At 57.0% G+C, this 20,543-nt stretch carries 16 protein-coding genes and 1 pseudogene; 11 read left to right on the top strand and 6 right to left on the bottom strand.

Translation table 11 applies throughout. The features are described 5' to 3' along the window. Positions 1-208: 208 nt before the first annotated feature. The 6 genes from bglX (at position 209) to ACI7MX_RS13120 (ending at position 11,405) form a co-directional block, all read left to right on the top strand. Positions 209-2,500, top strand: coding sequence for a beta-glucosidase BglX (bglX, locus tag ACI7MX_RS13145; protein WP_405591909.1), 2,292 nt, complete (start codon positions 209-211; stop codon positions 2,498-2,500). 694 nt (positions 2,501-3,194) lie between these two features. Continuing rightward, on the top strand, positions 3,195-6,068 hold the full coding sequence (locus ACI7MX_RS13140) for a ribonucleoside-diphosphate reductase subunit alpha (protein ID WP_405591906.1): 2,874 nt from the start codon (positions 3,195-3,197) through the stop codon (positions 6,066-6,068). A 396-nt stretch (positions 6,069-6,464) separates the two neighbouring features. Next, positions 6,465-7,730, top strand: a complete 1,266-nt coding sequence (codB, locus tag ACI7MX_RS13135) for a cytosine permease (protein ID WP_405591903.1) — start codon at positions 6,465-6,467, stop codon at positions 7,728-7,730. Beyond that, positions 7,727-8,950, top strand: a complete 1,224-nt coding sequence (locus tag ACI7MX_RS13130; RefSeq protein WP_405591900.1) for a PucR family transcriptional regulator — start codon at positions 7,727-7,729, stop codon at positions 8,948-8,950. Before codB ends, ACI7MX_RS13130 begins: the two co-directional genes overlap by 4 nt. Beyond that, positions 8,947-10,197, top strand: coding sequence for a cytosine deaminase (gene codA / locus ACI7MX_RS13125; RefSeq protein WP_314488867.1), 1,251 nt, complete (start codon positions 8,947-8,949; stop codon positions 10,195-10,197). Before ACI7MX_RS13130 ends, codA begins: the two co-directional genes overlap by 4 nt. Before the next feature lie 158 nt (positions 10,198-10,355). Then, positions 10,356-11,405 (top strand): hypothetical protein, encoded by a 1,050-nt coding sequence (locus ACI7MX_RS13120; protein ID WP_314488864.1) that lies wholly within the window; start codon positions 10,356-10,358, stop codon positions 11,403-11,405. 69 nt (positions 11,406-11,474) lie between these two features. Here the strand turns inward: ACI7MX_RS13120 and flgE are convergent, their stop codons facing one another. The 6 genes from flgE to ACI7MX_RS13090 all read right to left on the bottom strand — a co-directional run bounded on the left by flgE (position 11,475) and on the right by ACI7MX_RS13090 (position 16,565). Continuing rightward, on the bottom strand, positions 11,475-12,803 hold the full coding sequence (gene flgE / locus ACI7MX_RS13115; protein WP_314488862.1) for a flagellar hook protein FlgE: 1,329 nt from the start codon (positions 12,801-12,803) through the stop codon (positions 11,475-11,477). A gap of 36 nt (positions 12,804-12,839) precedes the next feature. After that, positions 12,840-13,565, bottom strand: a complete 726-nt coding sequence (flgD, locus tag ACI7MX_RS13110; protein WP_314488860.1) for a flagellar hook assembly protein FlgD — start codon at positions 13,563-13,565, stop codon at positions 12,840-12,842. A gap of 15 nt (positions 13,566-13,580) precedes the next feature. Beyond that, positions 13,581-14,024: a flagellar basal body rod protein FlgC gene (gene flgC, locus ACI7MX_RS13105; protein ID WP_153378750.1), complete on the bottom strand. Its 444-nt coding sequence runs from the start codon at positions 14,022-14,024 to the stop codon at positions 13,581-13,583. A 3-nt stretch (positions 14,025-14,027) separates the two neighbouring features. Further along, the gene (gene flgB / locus ACI7MX_RS13100) at positions 14,028-14,435 is read right to left on the bottom strand and encodes a flagellar basal body rod protein FlgB (protein ID WP_405591893.1); all 408 of its coding nucleotides are present in this window, start codon (positions 14,433-14,435) and stop codon (positions 14,028-14,030) included. Positions 14,436-14,761: 326 nt separating this feature from the next. Further along, positions 14,762-15,589 carry a protein-glutamate O-methyltransferase CheR gene (gene cheR, locus ACI7MX_RS13095; protein ID WP_405591890.1) on the bottom strand — a complete coding sequence of 276 codons (828 nt, stop codon included), beginning with the start codon at positions 15,587-15,589 and terminating at the stop codon, positions 14,762-14,764. A gap of 13 nt (positions 15,590-15,602) precedes the next feature. Next, positions 15,603-16,565 carry a chemotaxis protein CheV gene (locus ACI7MX_RS13090; RefSeq protein ID WP_405591887.1) on the bottom strand — a complete coding sequence of 321 codons (963 nt, stop codon included), beginning with the start codon at positions 16,563-16,565 and terminating at the stop codon, positions 15,603-15,605. 76 nt (positions 16,566-16,641) lie between these two features. On the opposite strand from ACI7MX_RS13090, the gene flgA reads away from it, so the two are divergent. The 5 genes and pseudogenes from flgA to ACI7MX_RS13065 all read left to right on the top strand — a co-directional run. Continuing rightward, on the top strand, positions 16,642-17,412 hold the full coding sequence (flgA, locus tag ACI7MX_RS13085) for a flagellar basal body P-ring formation chaperone FlgA (RefSeq protein WP_314488843.1): 771 nt from the start codon (positions 16,642-16,644) through the stop codon (positions 17,410-17,412). A 152-nt stretch (positions 17,413-17,564) separates the two neighbouring features. After that, positions 17,565-17,888 (top strand): flagellar biosynthesis anti-sigma factor FlgM, encoded by a 324-nt coding sequence (gene flgM / locus ACI7MX_RS13080; protein ID WP_405591884.1) that lies wholly within the window; start codon positions 17,565-17,567, stop codon positions 17,886-17,888. A 50-nt stretch (positions 17,889-17,938) separates the two neighbouring features. After that, a complete protein-coding gene (locus tag ACI7MX_RS13075; RefSeq protein WP_405591881.1) occupies positions 17,939-18,406 on the top strand; it encodes a flagella synthesis protein FlgN in 468 nt (155 codons plus the stop codon). A gap of 93 nt (positions 18,407-18,499) precedes the next feature. Next, positions 18,500-19,240, top strand: coding sequence for a flagellar brake protein (locus ACI7MX_RS13070; protein WP_405591878.1), 741 nt, complete (start codon positions 18,500-18,502; stop codon positions 19,238-19,240). Positions 19,241-19,495: 255 nt separating this feature from the next. After that, positions 19,496-20,543, top strand: a pseudogene (locus ACI7MX_RS13065) (hypothetical protein); the annotation flags it as partial.

Raw genomic sequence — 20,543 nt, 5'->3', positions numbered from 1 at the left:
AACTCCTCAACCTGCACGCAAAATCTCCGGACGACAGTGGATTGCTCGTCGCGAATCAGATAAAACACTGGCTGTCTTGTAGGAATACTTAATCTAAAGATAGGGCAATTTCCTGCTTTGGGTGTCTTACATCCCCCACCAGAACAATATCGCTTCGACAGCGCAGGTTGCCTTCGCTGTGATGAAAGCGGCCGCGCAGAAGAAAACAATGAGAAAGATGTGTTTGTTGGGCATCGCCATCACCCTGTCCAGCCCGTCGGTGTGGGCGCAAACCCCACCGTCTGCGCTCGCGCCCAAAGACGTGTTTGTGGCTGATTTGCTCAAGCAGATGACCGTCGATGAAAAGATCGGCCAACTGCGTTTGATCAGCATCGCGCCCGACATGCCCCGCGAGTTGATTCGCAAAGAAATCGCCGCAGGCCGGATTGGCGGCACGTTCAACTCCATCAGCCGCGCCGAAAACCGTCCCATGCAGGACGCCGCCATGCGCAGCCGACTGAAGATTCCGATGTTTTTCGCCTATGACGTGATTCACGGTCATCGGACCATTTTCCCGATCAGCTTGGCGCTGGCGTCAAGCTGGGACATGGACGCCATCGCGCTGAGCGGTCGGGTATCGGCCAAGGAAGCCAGCGCCGACAGCATCGACCTGACGTTCGCGCCGATGGTCGACATTGCCCGCGACCCGCGCTGGGGCCGCACCTCCGAAGGCTTTGGTGAAGACACCTACCTGGTTTCGCGTATCGCCAAAGTGATGGTTAACGCCTATCAGGGCGCTTCCCCTGCCCTGCCCGGCAATATAATGGCCTGCGTCAAGCATTTCGCCCTGTATGGCGCGGTAGAGGGCGGTCGTGACTACAACACCGTGGATATGAGCCCCATCCGCATGTATCAGGACTACCTGCCGCCTTACCGCGCCGCGATTGATGCCGGCGCTGGAGGTGTAATGGTGGCGTTGAACTCAATCAATGGCGTACCCGCCACCTCGAATATGTGGCTGATGCAGGACCTGTTGCGCAAGGACTGGGGCTTCAAGGGCGTTGCCGTCAGCGACCACGGCGCCATTATCGAGCTGATCAAGCACGGCGTGGCCAAAGACAACCGTGAAGCCGCGAAGCTGGCCATCAAAGCCGGCATCGACATGAGCATGAACGACAAGGCCTACGGCGAAGAGCTCCCCGGTTTGCTGAAGTCAGGTGAAGTACCGCAGAGCGACGTGGATAACGCCGTGCGTGAGGTGCTCGGGGCTAAATACGACATGGGCTTGTTTGCCGACCCCTATGTTCGCATCGGCAAGGCCGAAGACGACCCGGCCGAGCTCAATGCCGAAAGCCGCCTGCACCGTGCTGAGGCGCGGGATGTCGCGCGTCGCAGCCTGGTGCTGCTGAAAAACCAGGCGCAAACCCTGCCACTGAACAAGCAGGCACACATTGCCTTGGTCGGGCCGCTGGCCAAGGCACCTATCGACATGATGGGCAGCTGGGCAGCCAACGGCCAGCCCGCGCAATCGGTGACGGTGTATGACGGCTTGCGCACTGCGCTCGGCGAGCAAGGCCAATTGGTCTATGCCCGTGGCGCCAACATCACCGACGATCAGAAGGTGGTGGACTACCTGAACTTCCTTAACTTCGATGCCCCGGAAGTGACCAACGACACTCGCCCGGCACAGGTGATGATCGACGAAGCGGTCAAAGCCGCTCATCAGGCCGACGTGGTTGTCGCAGTGGTGGGCGAATCGCGTGGCATGTCCCACGAATCTTCCAGTCGCACCGAACTGGATATTCCGGCCAGCCAGCGCGCCCTGATCGATGCCCTCAAAGCCACGGGCAAACCCTTGGTGCTGGTGCTGATGAACGGCCGCCCACTGACCATCGACACCCAGCAGCAACAAGCCGATGCGGTACTGGAAACTTGGTTCAGCGGTACAGAAGGCGGTAATGCCATTGCCGATGTGCTGTTTGGCGACTACAACCCGTCCGGCAAACTGCCCATCACCTTCCCGCGTTCGGTGGGGCAGATTCCGACTTACTACAACCACTTGAGCATTGGCCGGCCCTTCACGCCTGGCAAACCGGGCAACTACACCTCGCAATACTTTGATGAGCCAAACACACCGCTGTACCCATTCGGCTATGGCTTGAGCTACACCAACTTCAGCCTGTCAGACGTCAAACTGTCGAGTAAAACCCTGACCCCGGGCGCGACGCTGACCGCCAGCGTGACGTTGAAAAACACCGGCCAGCGTGACGGCGAAACCGTCGTGCAGCTGTACCTGCGCGATGTCACGGCCTCTATGAGCCGCCCCGTCAAAAGCTTGAAAAACTTTGAGAAAGTCATGCTCAAGGCCGGGGAACAGAAAGTGGTGCAGTTCACCCTCAGCGAGGACGACCTCAAGTTTTACAACGCTGACTTGAAGTACGTGGCAGAGCCGGGCGAGTTTGACGTGCAAATAGGTCTGGATTCACAAAACGTGCAGCAAAACAGCTTCCAATTGCTGTAACTGTGCGCTATTGCCGCAAAGGTCTGCCACAACCTTTGCGGCCCGTGAAAGCAGCAATTTGAGCTTGACCTTTCCTATCTTTGCACGGGCCCGAAAATGCGTTCGGACAGCGCTGTTTTTTATGGTAGGGTTCGCGCCCTCAAAATCCAGCGCGACTGATTTTCTCTTGCCATTTGTGGTGACAAACGGCGAAAGGCCGGTGCCGTGCGGCCTACATGGATCTTCAGCGTTTCACACACAATTTACACACAGAGTTATCCACAGGCGGTACGTTGCACAACCCCTATAAAACGCATATCTTGTATCCCGTCGGTAAAAAAACCCCATATGTAGGGTTTCAAGCTAAAAACCCAACACAACTCAGACGAGAATTTCAAGTCCTTTTCTCGCGCCTGTCGGGTTAGATCAAACGCAGTTTTCAAAGTCCAGACCGCTTATGCGGATGGCAGCTGTTTTCCGGCGTTAAAGCAGGAAAGCGGCCCGGGTGTTGCAGTACACATACTGTCACCCGACAGGAATACGGTTTGTGGCGGTATGCACATCCGAAACTTCGGCACGGAAGCGGTATTAACCCCCCTTTCTGTACGTCCCGAAGTGGTTATGCCCGGTTCTGTTATCGGTTGTAGTGCTTCAGGACGTCACGGTGGGCACCTTAAAGGTGCCCAAACAAACATAGAGAATGTGGAGACACCCCATGCAAACCGACACGACTCGCGAGAACTCGCAGGGTACTGATTCAACTCTGGATCTGTCTGCGACCGCGCCAGGCCAGTTGCGCGTGATCAAACGTAACGGAACCGTGGTTCCTTACACTGATGACAAGATCACCGTCGCCATCACCAAAGCGTTTCTCGCAGTTGAAGGCGGCAATGCAGCTGCCTCGTCGCGCATTCACGACACCGTTGCGCGCCTGACCGAACAAGTCACGGCAACCTTCAAGCGTCGCATGCCATCGGGCGGCACTATTCACATCGAAGAAATCCAGGACCAGGTTGAACTGGCCCTGATGCGTGCCGGCGAGCAAAAAGTCGCGCGCGACTACGTGATCTACCGTGACGCCCGCTCCAAGGAGCGCGCCACCCGCGCACCGGCCGAGACTGAAGTTCAGGCTCACCCATCGATCCGCATCACCCGCGCCGACGGTACGTTTGCGCCGCTCGACATGGGCCGCCTAAACACCATCGTCACCGAGGCCTGCGAAGGCCTGGCAGAAGTTGATGGCGACCTGATCCAGCGCGAAACCCTGAAAAACCTCTACGACGGCGTGGCCCTGAGCGACGTCAATACCGCACTGGTCATGACCGCCCGTACGCTGGTTGAGCGCGAGCCGAACTATTCGTTCGTCACCGCCCGCCTGCTGATGGACACCCTGCGTGCCGAAGGCCTGAACTTCCTGAACGTGGCTGAAAGCGCCACGCATCACGAAATGGCCGATCTGTACGCCAAGGCACTGCCGGCCTACATCGCCAAAGGTATCGAGTTCGACCTGCTGAACCCTGTGCTGGCCACCTTCGACCTGGAAAAACTGGGCAAGGCGATCAACCACGAGCGCGATCAGCAGTTCACCTACCTGGGCCTGCAAACCCTGTACGACCGTTACTTCATCCACAAGGACGGCGTACGTTTCGAACTGCCACAAATCTTCTTCATGCGTGTGGCCATGGGCCTGGCGATCGAAGAAAAGCAGAAAGAAGACCGTGCGATCGAGTTCTACAACCTGCTGTCCTCGTTTGACTACATGGCGTCGACCCCGACCCTGTTCAACGCCGGTACTCAGCGCCCACAACTGTCCAGCTGCTACCTGACCACCGTGCCGGATGACCTGTCGGGCATCTACCACGCGATTCACGACAACGCCATGTTGTCCAAATTCGCAGGTGGCCTGGGCAACGACTGGACGCCAGTTCGCGCACTGGGTTCATGGATCAAGGGCACCAACGGCAAATCCCAAGGCGTGGTTCCGTTCCTCAAGGTTGTGAACGACACCGCCGTGGCCGTGAACCAGGGTGGCAAGCGTAAAGGCGCCGTGTGCGCTTACCTTGAAACCTGGCACATGGACATTGAAGAGTTCATCGAGCTGCGCAAGAACACCGGTGATGACCGTCGTCGTACCCACGACATGAACACCGCCAACTGGGTGCCTGACCTGTTCATGAAGCGCGTCTTCGATGACGGCCCGTGGACCCTGTTCTCGCCATCCGAAGTGCCGGACCTGCACGACCTGACTGGTAAAGCCTTCGAAGAGCGTTACGAGTACTACGAAGCACTGGCTCAGTACCCGGGCAAGATCAAGCTGTTCAAGACCATTCAGGCCAAAGACCTGTGGCGCAAAATGCTGTCCATGCTGTTTGAAACCGGCCACCCGTGGATCACCTTCAAAGACCCGTGCAACCTGCGCAGCCCGCAGCAGCACGTGGGCGTGGTTCACAGCTCGAACCTGTGCACCGAAATCACCTTGAACACCAACAAGGACGAAATCGCAGTCTGCAACCTGGGTTCGATCAACCTGCCGAACCACATCAAGGACGGCAAGCTGGACACCGACAAGTTGAAGCGCACCATCGACGTGGCTGTACGCATGCTCGATAACGTGATCGACATCAACTACTACTCGGTGCCGCAAGCGCGCAACTCGAACTTCAAGCACCGTCCGGTAGGCCTGGGCATCATGGGCTTCCAGGACGCGCTGTACCTGCAGCACATTCCGTACGCCTCGCAAGCCGCTGTCGAGTTTGCCGACAAGTCGATGGAAGCGGTCAGCTACTACGCGATCCAGGCGTCTTGCGACTTGGCTGACGAGCGTGGCGCTTACGAGACGTTCCAGGGTTCGCTGTGGTCCAAAGGCGTATTGCCACTGGATTCTCAACAAATCCTGATCGAGCAGCGCGGCCAGAAGTACATCGACGTTGACCTGAACGAATCCCTGGACTGGGCACCGGTTCGCGCCCGTGTACAGAAAGGCATTCGTAACTCCAACATCATGGCCATCGCACCGACCGCGACCATCGCCAACATCACCGGCGTATCGCAGTCGATCGAACCGACGTACCAGAACCTTTATGTGAAATCGAACCTGTCGGGCGAATTCACCGTGATCAACCCGTACCTGGTTCGCGACCTCAAGGCTCGCGGTCTGTGGGACTCGGTCATGATCAACGACCTGAAGTACTACGACGGTTCCGTGCAGCAGATCGAACGCATCCCGCAAGAGCTCAAAGAGCTGTATGCCACTGCGTTCGAAGTCGACACCAAGTGGATCGTTGACGCGGCCAGCCGCCGTCAGAAGTGGATCGACCAGGCTCAATCGCTGAACCTGTACATCGCCGGTGCTTCGGGCAAGAAACTGGACGTGACCTACCGCATGGCCTGGTACCGTGGTCTGAAAACCACTTACTACCTCCGTGCCCTGGCCGCGACCAGCACCGAGAAGTCGACCGTCAACACGGGCAAGCTCAACGCTGTATCGAGCGGTAAAAACAGTGAAGACGTCATTGCAGCGCCAGCCGGTCCAGCACCGGTGCCAAAAGCCTGCGCGATTGACGAGCCGGATTGCGAAGCTTGCCAATAAGCTGAGCTGTCAGGCGGGTTAACCGCCTGACTCAAAACCCCCGTTTAAACCCTGGTAACAGTTGGGTTTAAACGGGGGTTTTGTTTTGTGGGGATAAAAAGGTCAATGACTTAAACGAAGCGATGTAGCCTCGTACCTCGTCAGCGGCTTTTAGGGGTGTCGATACGACTATCGCGCCAGCAGGCTAAAACAGTGCACCAACGCCTCAAAATGAATCACTCTGCACATTGAATCCCTCCCTTTTTTAACGGTTATGTGCACGTTGCACATCTTCTGTCATGCCCCCTGCCCGCTTTTGAGTGCCGCAAGCCTCTGCCCAAAACAGGCCCGCTTATTGCTCTTGTCCTCGTGTGCCATTGACCACGGCCCTATCCATTTGAGGCGCAGGAATACAACATGAGTTCACCCGACGAGTTTCCGTTGAGCGAAGCCCCGCGCAGCGCGCGCAAAGGCCTGCTGTCCATTTCCATGGTGTTGTTCAGCTTTACCTTCTTCACCGGCACTATGTTTGCGGGTGGCAAGCTGGGCATGGCCTTTAACTTTGTCGACATGCTGTGGATTGCCGTCATCGGCAACAGCCTGCTGGCCCTGTATGCCGCCGCCCTGGCGCTGATCGCCGCCCGCAGCGGCCTGAACACCGTATTGATGGGTCGGTTTTGCTTCGGAGAAGCCGGCAGTCGGTTGTCAGATTTTTTGCTCGGCTTTGCCGAACTCGGCTGGTACGCCTGGGGCACCGCAACGGTGGCCATCGTGCTGGTTAAAATGCTCGGCCTGACCGAGGGCTTCGCCACGCCGCTGATGATCCTGTTCGGTTTTGGCTTTAGCATCACGGCACTGATCGGCTTCAAAGGGCTCGACGTGCTGTCGCGGGTGTCGGTACCGCTGATGTTTATTCTGCTGATTGTGTCGATGTACATCGCCACGCAGCATGTCGGCGGTTTCAAAGGGCTGGCCGCCGTGATCCCGCATGAAACCATGACCTTCTCGGCCGCCATCACCATGGTCTTCGGCACTTTTGCCAGCGGCGCCACCCAAGCCACCAACTGGACGCGACTGTCGCGCAGTGGGCGCGTGGCTGTGATCGCCAGCGTGGTCAGCTTTCTGCTCGGCAATGGCTTGATGGTGGTCGCTGGCGCCTGGTGCGCCATGGTCTACCAGCAGGCCGATATTGTTGAAGTCATGATGCTGCAGGGTTTGTCATTCGCCGCCGTGATTATGCTGTGCCTGAATTTGTGGACCATTCAGGGGCCAACCATTTACAACGTCTCTGCCGCCGCCTGCCATCTGGTGCGCAGCGAACGTCGACGCACCATGACCCTGCTCGCCGCCGCCATTGGCGTGGTGCTCGCCATCGGCGGGATGTATGAAATGCTGATTCCGTTTCTGGTGTTGCTGGGCTCAATCATCCCGCCCATTGGTGGCGTAATCATGGCGGACTTCTGGTATCGCCATCGCGGCCAGTACCCAACGCTGGCCAGCGTCACCCTGCCGCGCTACAACCTGCTGGGCTTGTCGGCGTATGCCGCAGGGGCGGTGCTGGCATATAGCTCGCCCTGGATCGCGCCGCTGGTGGGCATTGGTGCTTCGGCAGTGTGTTACGTAGCCTTACTCGAAATCAGCCGTCGCCGCGCCGTATTACCCGTCGCTCAGGAGGACATTTGAGCCTCACCCTGGAAGAGATTCTGGCCCTGCCCGGCCTGCAAGAAATGACACTGCGCGCAGGAGAGCAAAACCTTCATCGCAGCGTACGCTGGCCTTATGTCGCTGAGAACGAAGGCATTGCCGAATGGGTGATGGGCGGCGAGCTGGTGTTCGTCACGGGCATCAACCATCCCCGCGACGAGGCCAATTTGCTGCAACTGGTGGAAGACGGTCATACCAGCGGCATTGCCGGACTGGTCATCCTAACGGGCAGCGCGTTTATTCAAGGCATACCCGCTTCGGTGATTACACGGGCACACGCCTGCGGCCTGCCGCTGGTCGAGCAACCGTACTTGCTGAAGATGGTGATCGTCACGCACCTGATCGGCACGGCACTGGTGCACATGGCTCAGACCAAACGCTCGCGCCACGACATTGTGGCGCAGTTGCTGAGCGGGGATTACCCCAGCCTGGCCACGGCCCGTCAGCGCGCCAGTCACTTGCAACTGCCGCTCGACGATAGCCGTCGGCTGGTGGCGCTACGTTTATCGGCAGTCAACGTATTATTTGATCGTCATCCGCCCGACGAGGCTGAGCGACGCTTGCAGCACATACGTCAAGCTGTGCAGGATCACCTCGACGCCTGGAATCGGGCACAACCTGATCCCCTGCCGGTGATCGTGCAAGGTGATCTGTTTATAGTGTTGCTGGCCGAGCACGAAGCGATCCGCATCCAACTCGCCGAGCTGTATCAGCCGTTGCACGCCATGATCGGTGAGCTGGCCTTGTTTATGGGCATGTCGGGTACGGTCGAAGATTGTACTGGTTACCGTCACGCACTCAATCAGGCACGCCAGGCGCTCGATGTAGCGGAAAACCTGCGACCGGCTACAGGATTGTGTGATTTCAATGAATTGGGTGTATTGCGCCTCTTACAAGCCATTGGCGACCGCTCGGTGATCGACGCTTTCGTCCAGCAGACCCTCGGCCGACTCATTGAACCCCGGCGCAAACATCCTCACAGCCTGATAGATACGCTGGACGCACTGCTTCAAGAAAACGGCAATGCCCTCAAGACCGCCGAGCGTTTGAATCTGCATCGCAACACGGTTACACAACGAATACAGCGTATCGAGCAACACAGCGGACAGTCGCTCGACGACCCACTTTTCAGAATGAATGCTTCGGTTGCCCTCCTCGTGTGGCGCATGAACGAAACTCAACGACAGGAACGCCCATGAACATCATCAATGCCACCTTGCGTAAAACCCCAGGCCTGCACACCGTCACCTGCGAAGGCGCACGCATCAGTGCCATCACCTTGCAGGCTGGCCGTGTAGTGGCAGAGCCCGGCGATATCGACGCACAAGGCCAACTGCTGATCGCGCCCCTGGTTGAACCGCACATTCACCTGGACGCTGCCCTGACCGCGGGCCAACCCGAGTGGAACCAGAGCGGTACGCTGTTCGAAGGTATTGAACGCTGGGCCCAGCGCAAGGAAACCATTACCCACGCAGACACCAAAGAACGCGCCCACACCACCATCCGCATGCTTGCCGAGCATGGCATTCAGCATGTACGCACCCATGTCGACGTGACCGACCCGACGCTGGGCGCGCTCAAGGCGATGATTGAAGTCCGCGAAGAAGCCCGCCACTTGATTGACCTGCAAATTGTCGCCTTCCCGCAAGAAGGCATCGAGTCCTACGAGGGCGGACGCGAGTTGATGACCCGCGCCGTGGAAATGGGCGCCGATGTGGTGGGCGGCATCCCGCACTTTGAAAACACGCGGGATCAGGGCGTCAGCTCGATAAAATTCTTGATGGACCTGGCTGAACGCACCGGCTGCCTGGTGGATGTGCATTGCGACGAGACCGACGATCCGCAGTCACGCTTTCTCGAAGTGCTGGCCGAAGAAGCACGGGTGCGCGGCATGGGCAGCCGGGTCACCGCCAGCCACACCACCGCCATGGGCTCTTACGACAACGCCTACTGCTTCAAATTGTTCCGCCTGCTCAAAATGTCAGGCATCAACTTTGTCTCCTGTCCAACCGAGAGCATTCACTTGCAGGGGCGCTTTGACAGCTTTCCCAAACGCCGTGGCGTAACCCGCGTGGCAGAACTGGATCGCGCCGGAATGAATGTGTGCCTGGGGCAGGATTCGATCAAGGACCCGTGGTATCCACTGGGCAACGGCAACATTCTGCGCGTGCTGGATGCCGGTTTGCATATCTGCCACATGATGGGCTTTGAAGACCTGCAACGGTGTCTGGATTTGGTCACCGACAACAGCGCCCGCACCCTCAATCTGGGCGAGGGTTATGGCATCGCTGTGGGGCGACCGGCCAATCTGGTGATACTGGACGCCGACAGTGACTACGAAGCCGTACGCCGTCAGGCCAAGGCGCGCGTCTCGATACGGGGTGGCAAGGTGCTGATGACCCGGGTGCCTGAGCAGGTGGTATTCAACAGTGCTCAAACGCACTGACCCGCTCAGCCAACGTGTTGGTCGGTGACAAGGATCACATCTGAGATTTGTTTGCAGTTGGCGCGATATTGCATAATGCGCGCCAACTGACAATTGGACTTAGGGCGCATGCTGAAGCAGCACTGCCGTCGCCCCGGTCGACCAACAAGCACGGACGTATGAACTCCCATCAACTGTTGTACCTGTTGTACGGCAACAATGCCGTTTACCGCCAGGAAGCCAAATTCAGCATTCTGTCGGCGCTTCGCCAGCAACGCGTGCCTGCAAGCTTCACCATCACCGTAATGACCGACCAGCCGCACGCGTTCGAGGGCTGGCCCGTCACCGTGATTGCACTGGACGCTGAAACCCTGGCCCACTGGCAAGGTGTTCACGGCTATACCCACCGACGCAAAGCTTGCGCAATTGCCGAGGGGGTCAAACTCGCTGATAAAACCATTTTCGTTGACACCGACACGGTCTTTTTCAAAGACCCCGCGCAACTGTTTAGCCGCGTCACCGAACAGCAGTACCTGATGGATCAGTTCGAGTGGACATGGGCTGAAGCGAAACATCGGCCCGACTACGTGGCATTCGCCCATGACCTGACAACCAAAGGTACAGCCCCTGACGATTGCATGAAGCTCTACAACAGCGGGATCTGCGGGATTGTACGCAGCAATGGCGGGATCATGGACGGTGTCATCGAACGCATCGACGCCTGGAAAGATCACTATTGCAAGCTGCACACCATCGAACAGATTGCCGTGTCTTTCGCGATGGGCCAGTCGCGTGTGGTTACGGCCCACGATTGCATCAACCATTACTACGCCAAAAAACGCTATTACCATGCAATGAACAGAGGCTTCTTCGACAAGCACGGCGAGCAGTACCACCCGGCACTGCCACGGCTATCCGCGAGGGTGCCAGTGTTTTTTCCGGAGCCGTCGCTGCTGGCCAAAATCAAGGCACTGCCTCGCCTGCTGCGCGTCGAAAAGCCCTTCAAAGCGGCTGCCAAACTGATCATCCAAGGCCTGACACTGCCCCTCGCCCCTGACTTGCGCCCACACTGTCAGCGGGCCCTATGGCACCGGTCAATTGAACTGTTGCTGCTCAAGCACGCAACACCGGCCCAGATCGAGCACGTGTGGGAGGCTTGCGGGGGCACGCCGCAGCAACTGGGCTGCTTCAGGCAAATGCTGGAACAGGTGGCAACGGCACGCCACTAAGCTCATGGCGTAATAACAAAAACCCCGACGCTGGCGCCGGGGTTTTTTCATCACGCGCCGCCGCTGTTATCAGGTCATCTGAATGATGGTCTGCATGATGGTGCTTTGAGTCGAAATGGTTTTGGCGTTGGCCTGGTAGTTACTCTGCGCCTTGATCAAATCGACCAATTCGCTGGTCAGGTTAACGTTGGAATCTTCCAGCGAGCTGGACACAACGGAACCCAAAGTGCCGACTTTTGGCGCGTCGTAGCCTGCCTGACCTGACGCGAAGGTTTCTTTCCAGGCGGTGCCGCCCGCAGGCTGCAAGCCCTGCTCATTGGTGAAACTGGCCAGCGAGATCTGACCGATAGCACGGCTCTGGCTGTTACTGAAGTTGGCGAACAATACGCCTGAACCGTCGATGCTCAGGTTGTTGATCTGGCCGGTGGCGTAGCCGTCTTGAGTCGGCGGATTACGCGAGCTGTCAGTGTTGTACTGAGTAGTCTTGGCCATATTGATGGCAATTCCGTCACCGTTCGCCGCAGCGCCGTTGGAAACCCAGTCGCCATTGACCGTAGCGCCCGGCATCCAGTTGCTCACGGTCAAGGTGCTGCTGACGATGTCAGGCTGACCCGTCACCGGGTTGGGCGTGGTCACGCTGGTCAGCGCACCGGCCGAGTCGAACACCATGGTCGACGGCACCGGGGCTACTGCATTCGCCCCCGTCACCGCAGTACCGTCAGGGTTACGCCCGTCGATCAGGGTATAGGTCTCCCAGGTGTTGGAACCTGTTTTGACCATGTACTGGTCCATCGGGTGCGCATTGCCCTGAGTGTCGTAAATAGTGGTGCTGAACTTTTTGCTGTAGCTGGAAGTTTCGTTTGGATCGAATGCATTCACCGTTTGATCGATCACGTCCGAGCTGGAATTCAGGTTAATGGTCGAGTCCACGGTGCTGCTGGCCTTGGGTGCCAGGTTGGACGTGTCGATGCGCAAGTCGGTCAACACACCGTTGATTATCTTGCCGTTAGCGTCCACGCCATAACCCTGCAAGCGCTGGGTGCCATCGGAGCTGGTCACAAAGCCATCTTTATCGGCCTTGAACGTGCCGGCACGGGTGTAGCTCAAGGCGCCGTTGTCGCTCAGCACAAAGAAACCGCTGCCTTGAATACCCATGTCCAGCAGGTTGCCGGTGTTATTGATCGCACCTTGACTGAAACTTTGCGACACATTGGCCAGGTTGACGCCGCTGCCGATGGTCTTGCTGCCGACGCCCAGCTTGCTGGCCGAGTACACGTCGGCAAATTCTGCACGGGAGGATTTGAAGCCCGTGGTGGCGACGTTGGCAATGTTGTTGCCGGTCACATCGAGTTGTTTGTTTGCCGCATAGAGGCCGCTAAGACCGATATTGAATGACATGGTTAACTCCTTGAAACATGTAAGTCGGCTTAGGATTTAAAGGCCAATGGTCTGAACTTTTGACATGCCAATACTGCCCAGCCCCGCGAGGTTGAGCATGATTTCGCCACCGGTTTTGCTCAGTGTCACGCTGTTGACCGTGGCCGGCAGGTAAGTGGTGAGGGCCGTGCTGCCGGTGTCGGTTTTGCTCGCCGCCGTAAAGGTGTAAGACCCTTTATCCAGCAGAACGCCTTCGTCATCCTTGCCGTCCCAGGTGAATTCACTGTTGCCGGCTTGCTGTGTGCCCAGATCCAGAGTTCTGACCACCTCACCGTCGGCATTGGTAATAGTGACCGTCGGCGTCGAGTTGGCATCAGCGACCACAACCGTGCCGTTGAATGCCTTGCCACTGGCCGGGTCGACATAGGCTTCGCTGGTTTGCACGATCACCGAACGGCCCACCAGGGATGAGGCCTGCAACGCTTGCGAGGACTGGAAATTGCCCGAGATCGAATTAACCGTGTCATTGAGGGTGGTGATGCCTTCCAGGCTACTGAACTGGGCCAACTGCGCGACAAACGCGGTGTTGTCCTGCGGGTCCAGCGGGTTCTGGTTTTTCAGCTGGGTCACCAGCAATTGCAGAAACGCATCCTTGCCCAGCGAGGAGCTGCCTGACACCGCCTTGGAAGCCGCTGCCAGACTGTTGTCAGTCGTGGTGGTCTGGCCGGAGTTGGCGAGAACCTGATTGAGGCTCATGCCACTGGTGGAATCGGTCACACTCATTTGCCTTGCCCCTTATCACTGACCGAGGGTCAGCACCTTCTGCATCATGGTTTTGGCGGTGTTCATCATTTCCGCGTTGGTCTGGAACGAACGGCTGGCGGAAATCATGTCAGCCATTTCTTCGACCACGTTGACGTTGGGGTAGTAGACATAGCCCTTGGCGTCGGCAGAAGGATGGTTGGGCTCGTAACGGGCTTCGAGGTTGCTCTGGTCTTCGACCACACCCAACACCTGCACGCCTTGGCCGGCGGCATCCTGATTATTGAACAGCGAATCACCGGTGCCGTTTTGCGCCCCCTGAAACATTGTGGCAAATACCGGATGACGGGCGCGGTACGTCTGATCGAGGCTCGACGAGACGGTTTCGGCGTTGGCGATGTTACTGGCGACGGTATTCAGACGCGTGGTCTGGGCACTCATGCCGCTGCCGGCAATATTGAACACACTGGCTAAAGACATGAGTTACTCCCCGCGCAGGGCCGACATCAGCCCTTTGAATTTACTGTTGAGCAAGGTGAAGCTGGCCTGAAAGTTGACCGCATTCTCTGCATAGTTCGACTGCTCAAGCTGAGCGTCCACGGTGTTCTGGTCGATCGAGGGCTGCATCGGCGTGCGGTACTGTAGGGCTTCGTCACCCATGCTCAGGCCTTGGGCTTCGATATGGCGGCTGTTGGTCTTGTTCAGGGCAAAGGTGGCGTTCTGGTTCTTGTCGTTCTGTGCCGCGAGCACAGAAGCGAAATCCAGATCCCGCGCTTTGTAGTTCGGGGTATCAGCGTTGGCAATATTGTTGGCCAGCACTTCGGCACGTTGTGCACGAAAACCCAGGGCTTGTTCATGGATACCGAGCGCTTTATCGAAGCTGATGCTCATGTCGGGAAACCTTTGTCAGCTGACCTGAAACGGATTCAGGTGTGGATGACAGGTACACAGCAAACCTCGTGCCAGATCGAATAACCGCATGTTTCAGGGCTTTGCGCAGGGAGTGGGCGGCGCCAATGTCAGAAAAGCGGCAAAGGCTGACCGCTGACTGCCGCTTTTCTGCCGCCTGATTGCACGTGCGCGCCCCCCCGTAGCAGCTGCCGAAGGCTGCGTCCGATCGCGCAGCGATCGCAACAATGAGCACTGAGGTTTAGAACTCTTTGCGACGACTGCGTCGCCGAACGCCGCCTTCGGCAGCTGCTACGGGTTAACGCAGCCTATTTCGCCTGATAAATGATTCCGGGGCTGCATTGCACCATCCGGTAATGGTCGGGCAACCCGTTGAGGGCTTCTGAGGCGCCCAGAAACAGGTAACCACCCGGCTTCAATGTGCTGTGGAGTCGCAGCAAAATGTCTTTTTTCATCTCGGCCGAGAAGTAAATCAACACATTGCGACAGAACACGACGTCAAACTTGCCGAACGCTGCGTAGCTGTCCAGCAGGTTAAATGAACGAAATTCCACCCGGCTCTTGATCGGCGCCTTGATTACCCAACGCCCCGGCCCCTTGGGTTCGAAATAGCGCTGCAAGCGCTCCTGCGACAAGCCTCGGCCAATCGCCAAATTATCGTACTCACCGGTTTTGCACGTATTGAGCATCAGACTGGACAAGTCAGTGGCAAAGATCTGTGCGCCTGCCTTCAATTGCCCAAGGTTACTGCGTTCAAACTCGTCAATGCTCATCGACAGCGAATACGGTTCCTGCCCCGAGGAACACGCCGCCGACCAGATATGCAACCGCTGCCCCGGATTGGCCTTGATAAACTCGGGCAAGACCTTGTTCTTCAATACTTCAAACGGGTAGGTATCACGAAACCACAAGGTTTCATTGGTGGTCATGGCATCCACCACCTGTTCACGCAGCCCGCTGCGAGGCTGGCTTTGCATGCGCTGAATCAACTCACCCAGCGATTTGATGCTCTGCTGCTCCATCAGCTTGTTAAGGCGGCTCGAAACGAGGTATTGCTTGTTTTCACCCAGCACAATGCCACAGGCTTTTTCCAGGAAGCCCCGGAACTGTTCAAAATCCAAATTAGCCGTCGACAAATGATCCTGCCTCTTAAATCGTGTTGACCGCCAGGGACTGACCCTGGCTGTGGTCTGCTGCTTTAATCCGGTCAACTACCCGGGATGCCAGGTCATCGGGCCGAAACTTGGCCAAAAAGTCATCAGCACCGACTTTCTTGACCATCGCCTGATTAAATACCCCGGACAAAGAAGTATGCAGAATGATGTGCAACTTTTTCATGCGTGGATCGTTGCGGATTTCGGCTGTCAGGGTGTAACCGTCCATTTCCGGCATCTCGATATCCGAGATCATCATCAGAAATTCCTCGGCCGGGTCTTTACCCTCCTCCACCATCTGGCGCAGATAGTTGAGCGCCTGACGGCCGTCGTTCAGCGAAACCACCTCTACCCCGACCGTTTGCAGACAACGGGCCACCTGCTTGCGCGCCACCGATGAATCATCGACGGTCAGCACCCGCAAAGACAATGCCCTGGCCTGAGTCTCAACATCCACCACACCCTGGGAAATGGTCTCAGGGGTAGGCGACACTTCGGCCAGTACTTTTTCCACATCAATGATTTCGACCAACTGCTCATCCATGCGCGTCACCGCCGTCAAATAATGATCACGGCCTGCGCCCTGAGGTGGCGGATGTATGTCTTCCCAATTCATGTTGACAATGCGTTCGACCGAACGCACCAGAAAGCCCTGAGTCTTGGTGTTGTACTCCGTGATGATGACAAACGGGTTATCCCGTTCTTTAAGTGGACCCGCGCCGGTGGCCATTGCCAGATCAAGAATCGGAATAGTCGCGCCGCGAATGCTCGCCACGCCGCACACCACCGGATTGGATCGAGGCATCATCGTCAGCCTGGGGCATTGCAGCACCTCCCTGACCTTGAACACATTGATCCCATAAAGCTGCGGCCCGTCCAGACGAAACAGCAACAGCTCCAGACGGTTTTGCCCCACCAATTGAGTGCGCTGGTTAACCGCATCCATCACCCCAGCCATACTCAGCTCCTTTTAAAACTTTAAGTTACGACACACGCAGCCCGGTAAACGGCACGGGCTTTGCTATTTATCTTTCATGAACAGCAAAACGACAAATTCCTGCCGCGAGTCCAACCCCTTCAGCCTTCGCCGTCGATGCCTGAGTCTGTTGGCAGTCGCGTGCCTGCTTAGCGTAGGCAAATATTCCTACGCTGATGGCTTCACATCTCCTACTCAGCTTATCGGCGTCACTCAGGGCTTTCTTGAGTTCACTGTCGAAGACTACCTTGCCACTGGTCAGATAGAAGGCCGCTATGAGATTCAAGTGAACAATCTCGATCCACGCCTGCGTCTGGCGGAGTGCGACAGAGAATTGACAGCCACGCTTGAAAGCCCGGCCCAGCCCATGGGCCGAGTGATCGTGCGGGTTCGTTGCGAAGGGGCCTCACCCTGGACCATCTTTGTCCCGGCTCAAGTCAGACTTTTCCGCGATGTGGTGATCGTCACCCATCCACTGAAACGCGGCATGGTTGTGGACTACGCCGATGTCACCTTGCGCGAACGTGACGTCAGCCAAATCAATCAAGGCTATATGACCGCGACCGAATTGGCCGTGGGGCAAAAACTGCTGCGTCCTGTGGTGACTGACCAAGTGCTGACCCTGACGCATCTGGAGCAAAACGCCGCCGTGCGCAAAGGCGACCACGTGGTCATCAGTGCTCGCAGCGGCACCCTAAGCGTCAAGATGCCCGGCGAGGCGCTGTCAGACGGCGGCTTGAGCGAGCAGATACGCGTCAGAAACCTGAACTCCAAACGTGTGATCAAGGCGCGGATCACTGGGCCTGGTCAAGTCGAGGTGGCACTGTAAGCTTTTCTGGCATCAGTCTTGCGACTTTCCTACACTGTTACCTGACCCAGATCAGTACGTATTCAGTCACACCTATGATTAATCAAGCCTAAAGTTTTTCCGGGTATGGCCGAAAACATGGCAAGCGTCCAAATACCCAGAGGTTTTTCGTTATGGTTATCGACTTCAGTCGTCTCAACAGCGCCCCGCCAGTTACCGGCAGTACGCGCAGCAATACCGCCCAAGAAGCAGGCAGCGCCACGCAAGCGGCCCCTGCGCAAAGCCCTGAGCCCACCACCAGTGCCCCGAGCGGTGAATCGGTTAGCTTGAGCCCGCAGGCTCAGCAGTTACAAAAAATCAGCGACTCACTGCGCGATCAACCGGTGGTCAACAGCGATCGAGTCGCCGAGCTGAAACAAGCCATTGCCGATGGCAGTTATAAAGTCGACAGCAGTCGGGTCGCCAGCAAACTGCTAAACATCGAAGCCCAGCACTAGCCCTTGGGGCGGGTGCCAGGCTTTTGGACGCTTAACTCCCAGAGCCCGCCATGCACGACGAAAATTTGCTGCAACTGATCAATGACGACCTCGCACCCGCTGAGCAACTGCTCGGTTTGTTGCAGGAAGAGTCCATCGCCCTCAAAGGGCGCGATATGGTGCACTTGGAACACATTCTGGCGCGTAAACATTCGTTGATCATTTTGCTCGATCAACATGGCCGCAAACGCAGCCAGATTTTGGCCAGCCTGGGTCTGACGACCAACCGCAAAGGCCTCGAAAGCCTCGCCAGCCATTCAAGCGTGGGCGAGCAGTTGCTTAGCCAAAGCGATCTGTTGAGCCAGTTGCTTGCGCAGTGCCATGCCGCCAATCAGCTCAATGGCCAATCAATTCAGACCCAACAGGCGATTACGGTCAATCAACTGCGCATCCTGCATGGCGGCGAAGTGCCCTCCCTGTACACCGCACGCGGCACCACCTCGATGCTAAACAAGCCTCGCGCCTACAGCCAGGTGTGAACGCGAGTCGTCAAGCAGCCTAGCGAGATGCTCAGCATGATGGCAAAATGCCGCACTCTTGTGTTGCTGTACTTGCCTGGAGACAGATGAACCGTGTTCGATGCCCAAGATGCTCCGCAGCCGCCCAAGGTGCTGACCACCCCGCTGGAAATAGCCTCTAACCTGCGGTTGCTACAAGAGAGCCATGACCCGTTGATCATCACATTCCAGGATCGCACCCAGCGTTTCCAGAGCTATGTGGTGGATGTAAATCGTGAGAATAACAGCCTCGCGCTGGACGAAATGATCCCTCGAGAGGGTGAACGTTTTCTTGAAGCGGGCGTACCTTTTCGGGTCGAAGGCTTCCATGACGGCGTAAGAATTGCCTGGGAATGCACCACCTCACTGACCATTGATGACGTCAACGGTCATCGCTGCTATCGCGGCGCACTCCCGGGCGAAGTGGTCTATCACCAGCGCCGAAACGCATTCCGCGCGGCGTTAAGACTGGCCAACCTGATCAGTGTCGAAGTGGCGGGCGAGAAGCTCAAAACCCCGATCAAAGGTAAATTGCTGGACGTCTCCGCCACAGGCTGCAAGTTGCGCTTTGAGGGTGATATCAGTCAAAGCATGCAACTGGGTCAGGTGTATGAACGCTTTAACGCTGCCCTGCCCTTTGGCACCATGACGACGCCGGTGGAGATGCGTTACCTGCATTTTGAAGAGCGACTCAACATCACCTTTGCTGGCATGCGTTTTCACAACATCAGCGGTGCCGTGCAGCGCCAGGTTGAACGTTTTGTCTATCAACTGCAGCGTGAAGCGCGGCAGTTTGATAAAGACGACGATTATTGATTGCACGCTATCTGTTTGATCAAAGGCCACTTTAATGTGGCCTTTTTTATGCTCTGAATTCTCTTCAGCCTTGATTCATGTCAGAGACCGCTGACATCAACCAGTAAGGCATCTCACTCAAAACACGCTTTAAACCCCCCTCAGCTATAGACCCGTCTTACAGCCATTTTAATTATCGCCTTGCACACTTGCGCCACCGAAAAATCCTGATGGTTGAAGGACCTCAGGTGCTCTCCAGCGTAAGGAAACAGGTCAATGACTGACAGCATCCAGCCCGATGTACCCACCCTCCTGTTGCGACACAGAAACTGCCTGGCCGAGTACCGCCTGCAAACCTCAAAGTGGTACGGCGGCCTTATTGCCGCTGAGCAAAAATTCAGTGCCGGCGACAGTGCCATCACCCGCAATATAGAGAGCAAAGGCCCGGCGATTCACTATGCCCAATGCAAGAAAGACGGCACGCTGACCTTGATTCATGCCTTCGAATCCGCGCACTTTGTGCCGATTGGCAACACCCCTGTCCGTCTGACGCCCCTGCGCTCAAAACCCCTGCGTCCGGACAATTATGGCTTTGCCAGTTCACTTGATACCGACGGTGAAGAGCTCCACACCCTCATCGACAATAGCGGCATAAAGCTGCTCGAAGGCTGTAAACCCGATCAGCGCTATCGCGTCACCTTCTACCCCCAGACCACACCGCAAGAGATCGACGCCTACTTCGACTCCTATCAAGGTCTGCTCAACGATCTCGGTGGCTGGCTCTCGCAGCAATGGAACAGCGAATTCCAGCCACTCTGGCGCGCCTACGATAACGCCAGTAATGCAGACCAACTGCTGCTGCACGCACAAAGCGCCCTCAAGGGTTTTGGCAATACGCTGATCGGACTTTGGGACAGCCTCGTCAAACTGTTCGATCTCATCACGCACCCGAAAAAGAATCTCGAAAAACTCGCAGAGTTCCTTAACCCGGAACAACTCGACGACCTCATAAACGCCTCGGGCCAATCGTTGCAGGCCCTCTACTTAATCGCCAGTGACGAACCGCTGCTGTGGGCGTATTTCTCCACCTTCCAAGCCTGGCTGCAATTGCTGCCGCCACTCCTATGCACTGAAATAGTTACGCGCCTGACCAGCGAGGTGCTGATCGACATCCTGATCGGTGTTGTTCTGACCGGAGGGATGGGGCTGGCAGTCAAATACACTGCCAAAGTTCTGCCAACGATGACCGTCACCGCCAAAGCCACCCACCTGCTGGACAGCTTTATCGACCTGCTGCTGCGCACCAGCAAAGCCCGCTCAGCCC

Origin of the sequence: Pseudomonas sp. 2024-210 (genome assembly GCF_045062345.1) — a bacterium.
In the GTDB taxonomy this organism is placed as follows: Bacteria; Pseudomonadota; Gammaproteobacteria; order Pseudomonadales; family Pseudomonadaceae; genus Aquipseudomonas.
The sequence above is the reverse complement of the archived record's forward strand: the minus strand, read 5'-3'. Positions and strand labels throughout refer to the sequence as shown.